11 protein-coding genes are annotated in these 16,380 nt (G+C 43.7%); all 11 read left to right on the top strand.

Annotated features, from left to right (window positions below):
* The first annotated feature begins 169 nt into the window (after positions 1-169).
* The 11 genes from GL182_RS09675 (at position 170) to GL182_RS09625 (ending at position 16,348) form a co-directional block, all read left to right on the top strand.
* On the top strand, positions 170-1,774 hold the full coding sequence (locus GL182_RS09675; protein WP_163379453.1) for a type I restriction-modification system subunit M: 1,605 nt from the start codon (positions 170-172) through the stop codon (positions 1,772-1,774).
* Positions 1,771-3,108, top strand: coding sequence for a restriction endonuclease subunit S (locus tag GL182_RS09670; protein WP_163379452.1), 1,338 nt, complete (start codon positions 1,771-1,773; stop codon positions 3,106-3,108). The genes GL182_RS09675 and GL182_RS09670 overlap by 4 nt, the downstream gene beginning before the upstream one ends.
* A 60-nt stretch (positions 3,109-3,168) precedes the next feature.
* Positions 3,169-3,690, top strand: coding sequence for a hypothetical protein (locus GL182_RS09665; protein WP_163379451.1), 522 nt, complete (start codon positions 3,169-3,171; stop codon positions 3,688-3,690).
* Entirely contained in the window at positions 3,687-4,079 is a 393-nt protein-coding gene (locus tag GL182_RS09660) for a multiprotein-bridging factor 1 family protein (protein WP_163379450.1), read from the top strand. The genes GL182_RS09665 and GL182_RS09660 overlap by 4 nt, the downstream gene beginning before the upstream one ends.
* Before the next feature lies 1 nt (position 4,080).
* Positions 4,081-4,524 carry a hypothetical protein gene (locus tag GL182_RS09655; protein WP_163379449.1) on the top strand — a complete coding sequence of 148 codons (444 nt, stop codon included), beginning with the start codon at positions 4,081-4,083 and terminating at the stop codon, positions 4,522-4,524.
* A 92-nt stretch (positions 4,525-4,616) separates the two neighbouring features.
* Complete coding sequence (locus GL182_RS09650) at positions 4,617-4,793, top strand: hypothetical protein (RefSeq protein WP_163379448.1); 177 nt, start codon at positions 4,617-4,619, stop codon at positions 4,791-4,793.
* A 101-nt stretch (positions 4,794-4,894) separates the two neighbouring features.
* On the top strand, positions 4,895-6,307 hold the full coding sequence (locus GL182_RS09645; protein ID WP_163379447.1) for a DUF262 domain-containing protein: 1,413 nt from the start codon (positions 4,895-4,897) through the stop codon (positions 6,305-6,307).
* Positions 6,282-8,222 (top strand): DUF262 domain-containing protein, encoded by a 1,941-nt coding sequence (locus GL182_RS09640; RefSeq protein ID WP_163379446.1) that lies wholly within the window; start codon positions 6,282-6,284, stop codon positions 8,220-8,222. The genes GL182_RS09645 and GL182_RS09640 overlap by 26 nt, the downstream gene beginning before the upstream one ends.
* Positions 8,219-11,437, top strand: a complete 3,219-nt coding sequence (locus GL182_RS09635; protein ID WP_163379445.1) for a type I restriction endonuclease subunit R — start codon at positions 8,219-8,221, stop codon at positions 11,435-11,437. The genes GL182_RS09640 and GL182_RS09635 overlap by 4 nt, the downstream gene beginning before the upstream one ends.
* A gap of 205 nt (positions 11,438-11,642) precedes the next feature.
* Positions 11,643-12,821, top strand: a complete 1,179-nt coding sequence (locus GL182_RS09630) for a GDSL-type esterase/lipase family protein (RefSeq protein WP_163379444.1) — start codon at positions 11,643-11,645, stop codon at positions 12,819-12,821.
* 38 nt (positions 12,822-12,859) lie between these two features.
* Positions 12,860-16,348, top strand: a complete 3,489-nt coding sequence (locus GL182_RS09625; protein ID WP_240469758.1) for a PVC-type heme-binding CxxCH protein — start codon at positions 12,860-12,862, stop codon at positions 16,346-16,348.
* Positions 16,349-16,380 lie beyond the last annotated feature (32 nt).

Raw genomic sequence — 16,380 nt, 5'->3', positions numbered from 1 at the left:
ACAGGTCATTGAGAGCCCTGCGAAGCAATCTGAATCATCTTTTTTAAATAAGCCGCTTTTCGCTATTTTAAAATTTGCAAGAATACTTTCCTTCCATCCTATTATTCTTGGTAAATTCGAATAATAAAACTAATTTTTGCATTAATTATTTTTCATTGTTTCTAAAAACATGACCCAAGCAGATATCAAGAATCTGGAGAAAGAACTCTGGGACGCTGCCGATGAACTCCGTGGCAACTCCAAATTGACCGCAGCCGAATACAAAGACCCTTTATTGGGATTAGTGCTTTTACGTTTTGCACAGAACCGCTATGAGGATGCCAAGATCCAGGTGGAAAGGAACCTGGCCATCAATCCCAGAACCGGAGAAAAACGAGCTGCCACCAAAGATGATTATGCCGCCGCAGGAGCCATCCTGCTTCCTGAAAAAGCCAAATACGAGTACCTGGTGGCACTTCCCGAAAGCGAAGACATCGCCGAAGCCATTAACAATGCCATGAAGCTGATCGAAGCGGAATACCCGGATCTGGCGGGTATTCTTCCAAAAAGCTATCAGGAGTTTGACGCCAAGCTGCTGAGAGACCTGGTGCGGGTGTTTAATGCGGATGCGGTCCGAAATGCCAAAGGCGATGTCTTCGGTCGCATCTATGAGTTCTTCCTGATGAAATTCTCCATGCAAGGGGCCGGTGCCCAGGAAGGCGGAGAATTCTTCACCCCTCCTTCTTTGGTAAACCTGATCATCCACTTTATCCAGCCCAATCAGGGCATTATCCATGATCCGGCTTGTGGCTCCGGCGGCATGTTTGTGCAGACGGCACACTTTATCAAAGACCATGACCCGAACAGAAGCGTCAATGAAGCCATTACGGTGTATGGCACCGAACTGAAAAGCAACAATGCCAAGCTCGCGAAGATGAACCTGGCCATTCATGGCATCGAAGGAAAGATCCTGGAGAGCAACAGCTTCTATACCAACCCCTTCCACCTAACCGGAAAGTGTGATTTTGTGATGGCCAATCCCCCTTTCAATGTGGACCGGGTGGATGCCAAAAACAAATTCCTGACCGAAGACGATCGCCTGCCTTTCGGTGCTCCACTCACCGGAAAGGGCACGATCGGGAACGGAAACTACCTTTGGGCGCAGTATTTTTATTCTTACCTGAACGAAACGGGAAGAGCAGGCTTTGTCATGGCCTCTTCCGCTACAGATGCAGGCAATGCCGAAAAACTTATCCGCCAAAAACTGATAGAGACCGGGCATGTGGAGTGCATCGTTTCGGTGGGCAACAACTTCTTCTATACCCGAAGCCTGCCTTGCCATCTCTGGTTTTACAACAAAGGCAAGAAGCCCGAAAACAAAAACAAGATCCTGATGATCGATGCCCGGAAGGTCTTCCGAAAGGTAACGACTACCATCAACGATTTTTCCGAGGAGCATATGTTTGGGCTCACGGCTATCATGAATTTATTTAGAGGTGACCCGGCAGATCACGGAATGGAGCATGTCACCGGGAGCGAAGTCGAAGGGTGGTTCAAGGAACACTTCCCCAAAGGCCAATACCAGGACGTAGAAGGACTCTGTAAGGTGGTGGATCTGGAAGAAGTGATTGCGCAGGATTACAGCCTGACGCCTGGTCGCTATGTGGGAGTAAATATCGAACTGGATATGGACTTTGATTATCAAGGTAGAATCAAAATGATCCATTCTGAACTGGCTGAATTAAATAATGAAGCCAATAAGCTGATGTCTCAAATCCAGTCGATCAACCTATGAGACTAAAGCTAGAGGATCATTGTGACCTTATAAATGGTGGTAGCTGGACTGCAAATGAATATTCGACTACAGGCTACCCAGTACTGAAAGTGTCCAATTTTGATAAAGACTCTATATCCTTCGATGAGCTTAGTTACTTGCATAACGAGAGTTTCCATAAATATCGAAGAAACAGGCTTAAGCTTTTCGACATTGTAATTGCTACCGTTGGTTCGCATCCGTCTTTGGTAAATTCTGCCGCAGGAAGAGTAATTACAATCCCAAAAACTGCTGTAGGCCTTTTATTAAATCAGAATGCCGTTTGCTTAAGAACAAAAGCCCCTAACTTAATAGAACAACGTTATTTAGGCTACCTATGTAAATCACAAGTATTTCAACACTTTATTCAACAAAGGGGGAAAGGTGCAGCAAATCAAATGAGGATACCCATTGGAGGGATCAAAAATTTTGAATTTGATTTTCCAATAATTGAAACTCAACGCAAAATAGCCGCTATCCTTTCTGCCTATGATGACCTGATCGAAAACAACCTCAAGCGCATCCAACTGCTGGAAGAAAAAGCCCAACTCACCTATGAGGAGTGGTTTGTCCGCATGAAATTCCCCGGGCATGAACGTACTCCTATCAATAAGGAGACGGGGCTGCCGGCGGGGTGGGAGAAGAAGACAATTGATGAAGCTTGTAACATATCAGGGGGAGGAACACCTTCCAGAACAAAAGATGAATACTGGAATGAAGGTCATATTTCTTGGTTTTCCCCAACCGATTTGACAAAAGCAAACAGCATTGCAGTATTGGATAGTAGTCAAAAAATTACTGAGTTGGGATTAAGAAAGAGTTCCGCAAAATTATTGGAGCCAAACTCATTTATGATGACTAGCCGTGCTACCATTGGCTTATTCGCAATTATTGATAAGCCATTCACTACTAATCAGGGATTTATAAACGTGACACCTCATGAATTAATCCATAAGGAATTTTTACTTTATAATTTTATAACCCGCATTGAGGAGTTTAAGGGTTACGCCACAGGCGCTACTTTTCCCGAGCTTTCAAAAGGAAAATTCAAAGTACTTTCAATTGACTGGCCTGCAAAAGAGCTTTTAATTTCCTTCAACAATTTGGTTTCAAAAGTCCATGCAACACTATTTAGCATCACAAAACAAAACCAACTCCTAAAAGAAGCCCGAGACCTCCTTCTCCCCCGCTTGATGACCGGGATGATTGACGTCGATGCTTTGGACCTTTCGGCTTTTGAGCAAGAGGATCAGGAGGGGATGTTGATGGCGGCGGAGGCGGAAGTAAACTATTTCTCAAAAAATAGAAAGCTATAAAAAAAGGGTTAAAATTAACTTAAAAGTGAATCAGGCTTGGAAATTAACTTATAAGTAAATATGTTTGCATTGGAAATCTGGGACGATGAAGGTTCGGCATGCACACTGTATTCGCTTAGGCAAGAGGGTCACAGCCTCAATGAAACAGACAAGTTTTTTTCACGATTTGAGGATGAATCGGTCCCTTACTTCGCAAATGCACAGGAATTACTCTTGCTGATCATAGAAACGATTGGAAATAAATATGGAGCTACCGATGATTTTATCAACCGATTCAAGAACAAAGGATTCGCACTGCCTCCTAAACCCAACCGCTACATCATTGAAATCAAAGACCTGGGCACAAAATTCCCGCTAAGGTTATATTGTTATAAAGTCAGTCAGGAAATACTGATCCTATTCAATGGAGGTATTAAGGACCATGCTACCGACCAAGAATGCGAGGACCTGAGTTTTAAATTTCAGGAGACGCAGGTCTTCTGTCAAAAAATAAGTGAGGCTTTAAAAGAAGGCTTGATACAAGTTAATGAAGCCAGGAGAAGATTAGAAGACTATAAAGGAAACACAGACATACTGCTATGAGAAGTAAGATCGCACAAAAGCTACTCGACAAGACCTCCGTCGAAACAAAGGAGTTTGTCTCCCTATACTCAGACATTGTGGTTCGCATCAACGAATTGATCGCTGAGAAGGGCTATTCCCAAAAAGAACTTGCCGAGAGCATAGGGAAAAACCCTTCGGAGATCAGTAAGTGGCTGAAGGGGGAGCACAATTTTACGCTTCGGTCGATTGCCAAACTACAGGCACAGCTGGGCGAACCCATTATCTGCGTTCCCAAATCAAAAAAATTCAAATCCGATATGGGCTACTCCCTCAAGATGACAGTGTATAGCCATCAGATCCATTTCAATACAGATCAAATGACGGTTGGAAAACCCAAAAAAGGATCAACCGCACCAAAAGTCGCCTGAGATGACGAAGAAAAAATCCCTTGATGTGAGCAAGTTGCGGTTATTTCAATACGAAATAATCCATGCAAGCATTAAAAGCTCTCTGGAATTTGAGCCTCAGTTGGTCACAGGCCACGAGTTCAATGTAAACCTGGACCTGAATTTTGATGAAACCAACAAGGTGGTATTGGCCAAGCTGGATTTTACCATTTCTACGAAGAGTTCGAAAGAAGTGACAGAAGCAAAGGGCGAGTTTGAAATGTTATTCGCCTTTCATGTGGAAAATCTGGAAGAGCTGATCGAAAGAGACGAGAAGGACGTTTTGGTGGTTGATGCAGGCTTATCCAATGCCATAGCTTCGGTATCCTACAGTACCTCTAGAGGTATTTTGCTGACACGTTTTCAAGGTACCGCCTTGTCCGGATTTATTTTGCCTATCGTGAATCCGAATGAGCTGCTGAAGTGAAATCGTCATTTCCGATGGGAACTAAATTTTATTCGATTATTTGGCCACCAAAAGAGGTTTTATCTTCTTTAAGCAATTTTATTTAAAAATATATGCCACATGCGTTAGCAGCAAAAAAACAAAGCCAAATCCTAGAAACCCGAGATATCCTTCGTCTCAGCTTGATTACCGGGATGATTGAGGTCGATGCTTTGGACCTTACGGCTTATGAGCGGAAAGATCAGGACGGGATGATGGCGGCGGAAGAGTCGGAGAGCTATAAGAAATAAAAGGGCCTATGACAAAACAGGACGATGATAGTATGTTTTATTACTCTCGCTACTTGGATTTAAAATCAAACCAAAAAATAATTGTTAATACTTTAAAATAAATGCCGGAAAGCCTTAAAATATCATGTATCTCAATAACCGACTTTTTTAAGGAAAAGCAACCGCTTAAGATACCTACTTATCAGAGAGCTTATACTTGGCGTCTAAGAAACATAGATGACTTACTTCAAGATTTGTACGAACACTTCGAGGTTTCTGATGTTAAACCCTATTATTTGGGTACAATTTTGCTCTGTAAAGATGCAGAAGGATTTTTTGAAATTATTGACGGTCAGCAAAGAATTACTACTTTACTTTTATTGAGCGAAATACTGAGCGTTCAACATGATTTTCCGTTTCCTGATTTGAGCTATCATAGCCAACTTTCAAAGCAGAACATTCTAAAGAATTATAAAGCTATCAAAGCACATAGTCATATAGGGGTATTTCAGAGTAAAGCAAAAATGCTATTTGATCAGTCAGTTTTTACAATCATAGAAACAGACCAACAAGATGAAGCTTTTTCTTTTTTTGATAGTCAAAACAATCGAGGCATTCCATTGGCAGGAGTAGATTTCCTAAAATCGTATCACCTGCGAGCTTTAGGGCAGAATGAAGAGACCCAAGAGGCTTTGGCAAGGGTTTGGGACAGAGATAATAAGAATCAGTTTTTAAAAGACCTATTCAGCTTCTATTTGTGGCGCTCTCGCCACTGGAAAGGCAAAAATCTAAATCACGAGACCCGCCAAAGTATCATAGAGGGTTTCCAAAAAGGTTTAGCAAATAGCAAAGAAAATGAGGTTGAGTTGTTTCCGAGTCAGGGAAACATGCTGGGACAAACGCTCATTTACAAGCCAGATAGTGGAATCATGTTAAAGACCGTTCCTTTACAGTTGCAACTCTCGGCAAAGGATTTTCCTTTTTCTTTGAGGCAACCTATCCAAAAAGGGATTGGTTTTTTCCTATTTACTCAGAAATATGTGGCCCTCCACCATCAGTTATTTGAAAAAGGAAGTGCACCTGAGTTTTTACAATTGGTTTATAAGGATTTGATTGAAGGTTTCAACGATTATTTTAAAGTGTTTTTCAAGCTTTGTGTTCTATGCTATTATGACAAATTTGGCGAAACAGGACTTGATCGTTTTATCCTACTGATGGACTATTTATTGGGCAGCTATCGAATAAATCAAGATTCTATTGTCAGGCAAACCGTAATTAAGATATTAAGAGATCAGCCTCAGAACTTATTAGATGTTATAGAAATGGCCTACCTCCCGCAAGAAGTGTGGTCGTTTATTGAGTCTATTACAAATGAAGATCATTATAAAAGGCAAGATATTGATAGGGGAGTGAAAAAAAATTATAAAGACCGAGTCCTTAATTTTTATAAGAAGAACGAGGAGATGGAATCCATGAGTAGAAAGCTGCAGTGGATTAATAAAATGCTAAATGAGAGAACTGAGTCAAAAAAATAAGATAGATTCTTCAGAACTCACGCTGAAGAAAGTTGCTGAAAAAGGTATGTTTTTTAATGTACCGATATATCAGCGTTTATATGTCTGGGGGGAAGATCAAGTCAAGACTTTGCTAGAAGATATTCGATCCGCTTGTGAGCAAAATGACGCTCGATTCTACTTAGGGGGCATCATGACAATTAAGAATAAAGAATATTATGATTTGATCGATGGACAGCAGCGATTTACAACCCTCTGGTTAATTGCAAAAGAATTAGGGGGACGGCTAAATCAATTTGCAAATGATTCTCAAGAAAAGGAATTAAAACCAAGGCTTCATTTTGCTGTTAGGGATTTCGCTAATCACTACCTTCAAGAAGGGCAAAGAGAAAAAATTAATAAAGAGGATAGAGAACAACTAGGGAATATTATTGATGCTTCTGGTACCATCAAGGCATTTGTTAATACAGAGCTTGGGAACGTAGAAAGAGATACCTTGATTGACTTCATCTATGAAAAAGTACTGATCATAAATACTGAATTGTACCCGGAGATAGATGAAACAAAAGTATTTGAGCAGATGAATAATCGTGGAGCACAACTTGAGCCACACGAAATACTTAAAGCTAGAATGCTCGAACAGCTTCCAAGCCAAGAAGAGCGATACCTGTACAGTGTACTTTGGGACTCTTGTGCTGTAATGCACAATTACATAGAGAGAAATCTAAAAGAACTTGGAGGATTTGAATGGAAAGAACTGATTGCTAGAAGCTCCGACAATGATTTACCCTCTCTCGTCGAAGTTAAAAAATTATTAATTCAAAAAGCTATTTATCAAGGTAGTAATGCTACGTCATTATCTGAAATTTTGAAGCAAAAAGATGAAGAGATTCAAGAAATAAAAGAAACGGAGATTTGGACTGAAGTTAGAAGCATCATCGACTTTCCAATGCTTCTACTACATACACTCCGTATTTTTCAATATGAAGTGATTGCTCTTCAATATGCAGGAGAATCTGTGGAAGTTAAAGGAAAGATGCTGATCAAATTATTTGAAGAAAAGTTTGGAGACTATTTCAAGCATAGGCCAGATCGGGTAAAAGACTTTATTGAGCTCCTCTGGGAGGTGCGTTACAATTTCGATAAACATATCATTAAATGGGTGCATGATGAAGAACAGGTAGAAGTCCACCTCATCAAACCTTTATATAAAAGTGAGACAAGTTTTCAACGCAACACACCAGAGAAAAATGAAGGTTTTGCTCTTTTGCAAAGTATGCTTTATCATTCACAGCAAATCACTACCCATTACTGGCTCACACCGTTATTGCATAGACTTATAAAAAGGAAATCTTCTCATAACCATTATTTGGAAGCCTTGGACAACGCTATGTTTTGTAATCCTAAGCAAGATCTCAGGATCAATAGCTATGATTTAATAGGAAAGGGAGTAGAGGAACTTAGAAGCGATATTCATTTTGTTATCGATTTTTTGAAAAGTGGTAAAGGCACGAGTTACCCAAGCTACTGGTTTTATAAACTAGAGTATTTGTTATGGAAAGAGCGATCCCTGTTTAATGCTGATAAATGGGAAGGGTATAGAATGACAGCCAAAAACTCTGTGGAACATATATCGGCACAAAAGCCTAAATTAGAGGAGCTTAACAGATTAACTGAAGATGGCTTGAGTAATGAAGAAAACAAAAGACGGACAGACGATTTCGGGAATTTAGTATTACTCACTTCAAGTATGAATTCTGAATACAGCCACAAAATTTTCAATGTAAAACGGCAGGAGTTTCTATCTAAAAGACGTTTAGATTCATTAAAATCAGATCTAATATTTAGAAACGAAAATTGGAATTGGGAGAAATGCAAAAAACATAGGGATGAAATGGTTGATTTATTCAAAAAACATTTGTCGAAGGAAGAATGAGCTACGAATACTCAGAAGACGGATTGATCGAAGAAGCCACCCGGCAAGTTCTGGAAGAATTGGGTTGGGAGGTGGTCACTGCCTGGAAGAAGGAGAAATTTGGCGAAGAGGGGCTATTAGGCAGAGATAATAAGTCAGAAGTAATCCTGACCCGATACCTCAAGCAGACCTTGATTAAATTGAACCCGAGCTTACCTCCTCTGGCCTACGAACAAGCCATCGAGCAAATCTCCCAGAAAGTAGCTGACCAGTCAGCCGGAAAGGTAAACAAAGAAAAATACGAACTGCTGAAAAATGGCGTCCCTGTCAGCTATACCAATGACAAGGGAGAATTGATCAAAAAGAAACTCAAGGTATTCGATTTTACTAATTACTCATCCAATCAGTTCCTGGCGGTACGTCAGTTTGAGGTCCTTGGAGAGCTGTACCTGAGACGACCGGATGTCATCTGCTTTGTCAATGGGATTCCATTGGTATTTATGGAGCTCAAAGCCCACCTGCATGACCTGCAAAACGCCTACAATGATAACCTAAAGGACTACAAGGATACCATCCCACATGTTTTTGACTGTAACGCCTTTATCATCCTCAGTAATGGCACCGATGCCAAGGTAGGCACCATCACAAGCCCGTATAAGTACTTCCTGGACTGGAAAAGGATCGAAGAAAACGAAGAAGGGCTGGTCAGCCTGGACAGCATGCTCCGGGGTACCTGCGCGCCTCATCGCCTGATGGACATCTTTGAAAACTTCTTGCTTTTTGATGAATCAAGAGGGGATGTAATGAAGCTGATGGCCAAAAACCACCAGTATATTGGGGTGAACAAAGTCATTGCCAATGTACACAACATCGAGAAACTGAACGGTAAATTGGGTGTCTTTTGGCATACCCAGGGCAGTGGCAAATCCTACTCCATGGTATTTCTTTGCGAAAAAATTCACAGAAAGCTCGGGGGCGCTTACACCTTCCTGGTTGCCGTAGACAGGCAGGAATTGGAGAATCAATTGTATGATACCTTTTCGGGCGTTGGGGTAGTCCATGATAAGTCCATTGTTGCCGGAAACAAATCGGGTATGACCGGCCGGGATCATTTGAGAGAGCTCCTGGCGCAAAACCACAAGTATGTCTTCAGTCTGATCCATAAGTTTTCGATCGATCCGGAGAAAGAGAGCGCGTATCCATTGATCACCGAAAGGAAGAATATCATCGTGATTTCTGACGAGGCGCACCGAACGCAAGGCGGCACCTATGCCCGAAATATGCGTTTCCATGGTTTACCTAATGCTTCATTCCTGGGCTTTACAGGCACTCCCATTATCAAGGATGAGGAAGAACTGACCAAAAACATATTTGGTGAATATGTTTCAGTTTATGACTTCAAACGGGCCATAGACGATGAAGCCACGCTCCCACTGAAATACATCAACCGGGGAGAAAAATTGAATATCGACAACCCCGAGCTGGACGAGCAGATGGCTGAAATCCTGGAAGACGAGCGCCTTGAGGATGATCAGAAAAGGAAGCTCACCTACCTGTTCCAAAAAAACTATCCAATCCTGACCGCAGAGCCCCGATTGGATGCCATTGCAAAGGATCTGGTCTGGCACTTCAACGAGAGAGGCTACCAGGGTAAAGCGATGTTTGTTGCCTTGGACAAACCCACGGCAATACGAATGCATCAGCTGGTGATGAAATATTGGCCGGAATACCTGGCTGAACTACAAGCGCAAATCGATTCATCCAATGACCCACAGGAAGCTCAAGAACTCCATAGAAAGTATGAAAAGGTCCAGACCACGGAGGTATGCGTGGTAGTCAGCAGCGAGCAAAATGAAGTGGACAAGTTCCGCAAGATGGGTTTGGACATCGAAACCCACAGACGCAAAATGGTGGAGCGCAATCTTGAGAAAGAATTCAAAGACCCCGAAAACCCCTTTCGACTAGCCATCGTCTGTGCCATGTGGATTACCGGTTTTGATGCCCAGTGCGTTTCCACGGTCTATTTGGACAAGCCAATCAAAGGACATACCCTCATGCAAACCATCGCCAGGGCCAACCGGGTTTATGATGACATGAAGGAAAATGGGTTGATTGTGGATTATGGCAACGTCTATGAGCAGCTGGAAAAGGCCTATTCTGTCTATGGAGAAGGAGGTAAAGGAAGCGGTACAGGTGGAAAAGACGGTCATGGTTCTGGCAAACCCGTAGAGGAATTAGCAAGTCTGGAAATAGAATTAAAGGAAGCCATCAGGAAAGTGGAAGATTATCTTCGCTCCCTTAATTTTCAGCTTTCGGACCTGATCAATGCCCAACCCATGCAAAAATTGGGAAAGATCAGGGAAGCAGGAGATGGTGTAAACTTGAATGAAACTACCCGGACCACTTTTGAGATGATGGCCAGGAATGTTTTCAGGAAGTTCAAGGCCCTCTATCCTGAAGAACAGGTAAAAGCCTATGTAAAGAAATACAATGCAATAGAGGCAATTTATGGCCTTTTGAACCAAAAGACAAAGAGCGCCGATATAATTGAAATTGTCATGCAGCTGCAGGAAGTAGTAAGTAGAAGTGTTTTATTGGAGGATCAGGTTGCCGATCCACGAGAGGAAGTATATGTGGATCTAAGTAAGTTGGATTTCGACAAGCTGAAAGCAGCATTCCAAAAAGCCCCACGAAAGAATACCATTACTTATGACCTACAGCAAGCGATTGAAAAAAAGTTGGAGCAAATGCTGAAAGAAAACCCTTTGCGGCTGGAGTTTTATGAGCGGTACAGGGAGATCATTGACGAATACAATAATGGTAAATCAATGGAAAATACGGTGAGAGCCTTCAACAAACTATCAGACTTTTTGGCTTCGCTTTCAGAAGAAGAGCAAAGAGCAGTCCGTGAAAACCTGGAAGACCAGGAAACATTGGCGGTGTTTGACCTCCTCCGGGAAGGAAAAGAACTCGGACCAAAAGAAAAGAAAGCCGTCAAAAAAGTTGCACAGCAAACACTTGACAAGCTGAAAGCGGAAAAACTGAAAATAGACCGATGGCGAGAAAGTCGGCAGATCACCGCCCAGGTGAAGGGGATGATCTACGACAATCTCCTATGGCTCCCTCAGGAAGTGTATTCCGATGAAGAAGTCAGCTTGAAAACAGTAAGTGTCTACCAGCACATCTACACCAATTATTTCGGTGGAGGGAAGAGTGTTTATCAGAGGAGAGCTTAACAAAATTTGACCAAGCTTGAATTGTACCGGTGAATCATCATTCTAAACGCAGTAAATGGATTTACTCAAGTTTTTCACGTACCAGTCCATTGGTCCAATAAACCTGCCAGTAGTGGAAATATTGTTAAGTTTCAATTGAAAATGAAGCTTCCTTTTTATATTGTGGCCTATTTCAGTCACACCGGTCAATAACCCAAGTAAACCCATGTACCGAATCACAATTTTTCTGTTCCTGCTCCTATTTTACAGCTCCTCTCTGTTTGCTCAGGCAAGCTTTGACCCCAAAGAGGGAGACCGGGTGATTTATCTGGGCAATTCACTGATGGAGAACGAACAACAGTATGGATTTCTGGAATACCTGATTAGCAGTAATCACCCGGAAAAGCACCTCTCCTTTCGAAACCTGGGCTGGTCGGGCGACACGGTATTTGGAGAAGCCAGAAGCTATTATACCAGTCCTCCGGGTCCCTTTGACCTGCTGATCAGCCAAATTAAAGCCACCCGGGCAGATTGGGCTTTTCTGGCCTATGGCACTGTGGAAGCGCAAAATGGATCCAAGGGGCTTGTTGAATTCGAACAGGGATTGTCCCGTTTGCTGGATTCATTGGAAGCAATGGGCACCAAAGCACTGATTATTTCTACTATTCCACAACTCCTGATGAATGGAGCCGAACAATCAGATCAACACATCAGTAACCTGAAAGCTTACAACCAAAGCATGTCCCGTATTGCTGAAGAAAGGAACCTGGCATTTATTGATGTGTATGGACCTATTGAAAGGGAGCAATCGGATGATATTTGGGAGTCAAACAGGGTTCACCTGAACCAAAATGGCTACCTGTTATTTACCCAAACGATGGGTGAAGAGATGGGGCTGAAACTGTCTCCTGCAGATATCCTGATCAACATTAAAACAAATACCCTGACCTCCGATCATCAGGCAGAATTATTGGCTGCTGATCCGGGGAATGGACAGCTGCAATTTGCATTAAATGGAAGTGTCCTTCCTCACCTGAACGCTCAAACCCTATTTCAGGGACCTAAAATAAGTATTCAAGGCTTGAAAAAAGGTTACTATCAGCTTTTTATGGATGGGCAATTATTGGCTGTAGCTGATCACCGTACCTGGAACGAAGGGCTTTTTATAGATCTTTCATCGGCAGGAAAACAAATGCTGGACCTGATTCGTGAAAAAGATCAAATTTATTTTCAACAATACCGCCCACAAAACAGAACTTATATCCTGGGTTTCCGCTCCTATGAGCAAGGCAGGCATAAGGCCGGCCTGGAATCGCTCGACGCCCTGATCTTTTGGCTGGATGGAAAAATCAACCGCAGCAAAGACCTGAAGGAGCAGCTTTTCACGCTCGAGCCTTTGCCCTGAGGACCAGCATAATTATCACCGATCAATGAACAATCCCCATGAAAAATAATCATCCCTTCCCTTCCGTTTATCCTTGCTTTTCCTTTCCCGGTATCAAACCGAAGGGGATCAATACAATAGTGTTGGTGATGCTCCTGCTGCTGGCCCAGACATCCCAACTCCTGGGCCAAAATGCCTTGCGAGATATCCCTTCCCCTGATCCCAAATTGCAAATGGACATGTTCCAGTTGGCTGAAGGCTTTGAAGTGAACCTTTTTGCCGCAGAGCCGGATGTGGTCAAGCCCATTCAAATGAACTGGGATGCTGAGGGCAGGCTATGGGTGGTCAGCAGTACGGCCTATCCCCACCTCCGTCCGGGGGAATCCGCCAATGATAAAATCATCGTGCTGGAAGATACCAATGGGGATGGGACGGCTGATCAATCCACCGTCTTTGCTGAAGGGCTGATCACACCTACCGGTATACTTCCCGGAGATGGAGGAGTCTATGTAGCCAACTCCACTGAAATATTGCATTTAAAAGATACCAATGGAGATGGAAAAGCCGATGTAAAGGAAAAAATACTTTCGGGTTTTGGAACCGGTGATACCCATCATCTCATCCATACTTTCAGATGGGGGCCAGATGGATTGATGTATTTCAATCAATCTATTTATATCTACAGCCACGTTGAGACGCCCTGGGGCATTCGCAGACTGGAAGGTGGAGGCGTATGGCAGTACAATCCGCAAACCAAAAAGCTGGAAGTTTTTGCCAAAGGCCTGATCAACCCCTGGGGCCTGCAGTTTGACAAATGGGGAAAAGCATTCTTAACCGACGGAGCGGGCACAGAAGGCATCAATTATGCTTTTCCCGGAGCCACTTTTGTTACTGCCCCGGGAGCTGAACGTATTTTAAAAGGTTTGAACCCGGGTCAACCCAAACACAGTGGCCTGGATATTGTTTCCGGCGCCCATTTGCCTGAAAGCTGGCAGGGAAACCTGATCACCAATGACTTCCGTGCCAACCGGGTAAACCGTTTTGTGCTGGAGGAAACAGCCAATGGAATGGTTTCCAAACAAGCGGAAGACTTGATCTGGACAGATCATATTGGTTTCCGACCGGTGGATGTTTTGGTAGGACCTGACGGTGCCATATACATTGCTGATTGGTACAACCCCATCATCCAGCATGGAGAAGTAGACTTCCACGATCCCAGAAGGGACCAGCAACATGGCAGGATCTGGCGGGTAAGCAGGAAAAACAGCCCCCTGCTCAAAAGGGCTAACCTGAGTGAAATGGATGTCCCTCAGTTGGTAGAAGCTTTGAAGGCCCCCGAAAACTGGACACGTCTTCAGGCCAGGTTATTGTTGAAAGCCAAAGACCGGGACAGCGTCATCAAGGCCTTAAATTCCTTCGTTTTGGGACTAGACGCCAATGGAATAGCTTACGAGCAACATCAATTGGAAGCATTATGGACCTTCCAGGCCATTGGAGAAGTCAACGAGGGGCTATTGATGGAGCTACTTCAGGCAGAGCAGCCCGGTGCAAGGGCTGCAGGGGTACGGGTGTTGAGTCAATGGATGGATGAAATCCCGGGAAGCTTGTCTATTCTTGAAAAGGCTGCAAAGGATCCCCATCCAACTGTCAGGCTGGAGGCAGTCGTAGCGCTGGGTAAGGCCAAAAGTCCTGAGTCCGCCCAATTGGCCCTGTCAGTTTTGGATCAACCCATGAATGAATTTTTGGATTTTGCGCTTTGGCAAACCATTAGAAATCTCAAGGATTACTGGATGCCCGGGCTACTGGCTGACAGGTCTTATTTTGAAAATCCCAAAAAAACCGTTTATGCCCTCAAAGCAGTCAATGACTCCACAAGTGCCGGAGTTTTGGTGGATATTTTCCTTTCCAATGAGGTGCCTCAAGCCTATATTCCGGAGGTAATTCAGGTCCTTGCCAGAAATGGCAATGTAAACATTGCTGGAGATTTGTTCCAAAAATCGCTGGAAGCATCTGAAAGCCAAGTTTTGCTATTGGAAGCTTTGATACAGATGGTCTCAGACAGGGGAATTAAGCCGGCATCCGGATTGGACCGAATCCGGGAACTTTACAATGGCTCAGAAGAAGATGTGCTTGCAAGAGCATTGGCCCTTTCAGGCCTTTGGAACCGGGAGGCCTTGCTGGATCAAATCTTCAATTTTGCCCTGCAGGGTAGTCCGACCATCAAAAAAGCCGCTATGAAAGCCCTGGCAAGTATGGAAAGTGAAAAAGGAAACCTCTTATTGGAGGACCTGACCTCAGCTGGAAAAAATAAAGAAAGCCAAATACTTGCCCTTACCCAACTGGCCCAGAGCAAGCCGGAACAGGTGGTTTCCAAAACCATTGGACTTTGGAAGGAAGGATTAGCGGAAGCGGACGTATCACGCATGTTTGCTGCCTTTTTGAATACTGAGGAAGGTACGGAAGTTTTATACCTTGGCCTTAAGGAAGAAAATATTCCGGAGGAAGTAGCCAAAACGGGAAGGAAGGCCATGCAACAATACCTGCCATGGCAGCGCCGCAATGCTACCCTGAGCCAAAACCTTCGCCAGGTATTGGAAGCCTCTGGAGGCGTTTTACCTCCGGAACGCATGCCCCAGCAATTGACAGAAAACCAAGTTTACGCCCTGGCTCAGGAAGTAAAAACCAAAGCGGATCCCATCTTGGGTGAAAGCATTTACCGCAAACAAGCTTTGATGTGTCAATCCTGCCATGCTTTAGGTGGAGCCGGTGGGAAATTGGGACCTGATTTAAGTTCACTGGGTAGCAGTCTTCCAATAGATAATATCATCAGCTCCCTGTTGGATCCGGCAGAATCCGTAAAAGAAGGCTATGAGCTCCAGAAAGTTACCAAAACGGATGGCAGCATTGTGATGGGCTATCTGGTCAGTGACGGATCCAGTGAACTGATCATGCGCAACCCGGCTGGCAATGAAATGACCATCCCTAAAAGCCAGGTAAGTGGCAGGGAAAATGTTTCCGGATCACTTATGCCTCCGGGATTAACTTCGGGGCTCGAACGACAGGAGTTCATAGATTTGGTAGGTTATTTATCCAGATTGGGTACTTCTGGAGACTTCAGGGTTCCCAATGAAAACTTCGTCAGGCGTTGGAAGGCATATGCTGAGTTGGATCCAGCGGCAGACTGGTCGTCCACCTCTTCCGATAAAATGCCAGAGGGGAGGCAAGTTGTATTGTACAGCAAGGTGGCCGGAGATATACCGGTGACAGAATTGCCAATCCTAAAAGACAAGGATGGACAAGACCTGGCCCTGCTTCAGTTTGAACTGGAAATTCTGAATGAGGGAAAGGTGGACCTGGAATTTAACGCTACCAAAGGCCTATCTGTCTGGGTTGCTGATCAACAGGCAAGCATAGGGGGAAAAACCGCAACCCTGCAGCTGTCCAAAGGCAAGCAGCAGATCCATGTGAAGCTGGATTTATCCACATTTGATCAATCCAGCCTACGGCTAAAAGTATCGGACCAGGAACAGGCACAAAGCAGGTTATAAACCGGACTCCATTGCTGGCAGAAAAAGGCTGA

The organism is Cyclobacterium sp. SYSU L10401 (assembly GCF_010993705.1).
In the GTDB taxonomy this organism is placed as follows: domain Bacteria; phylum Bacteroidota; class Bacteroidia; order Cytophagales; family Cyclobacteriaceae; genus Cyclobacterium.
The sequence above is the reverse complement of the archived record's forward strand: the minus strand, read 5'-3'. Positions and strand labels throughout refer to the sequence as shown.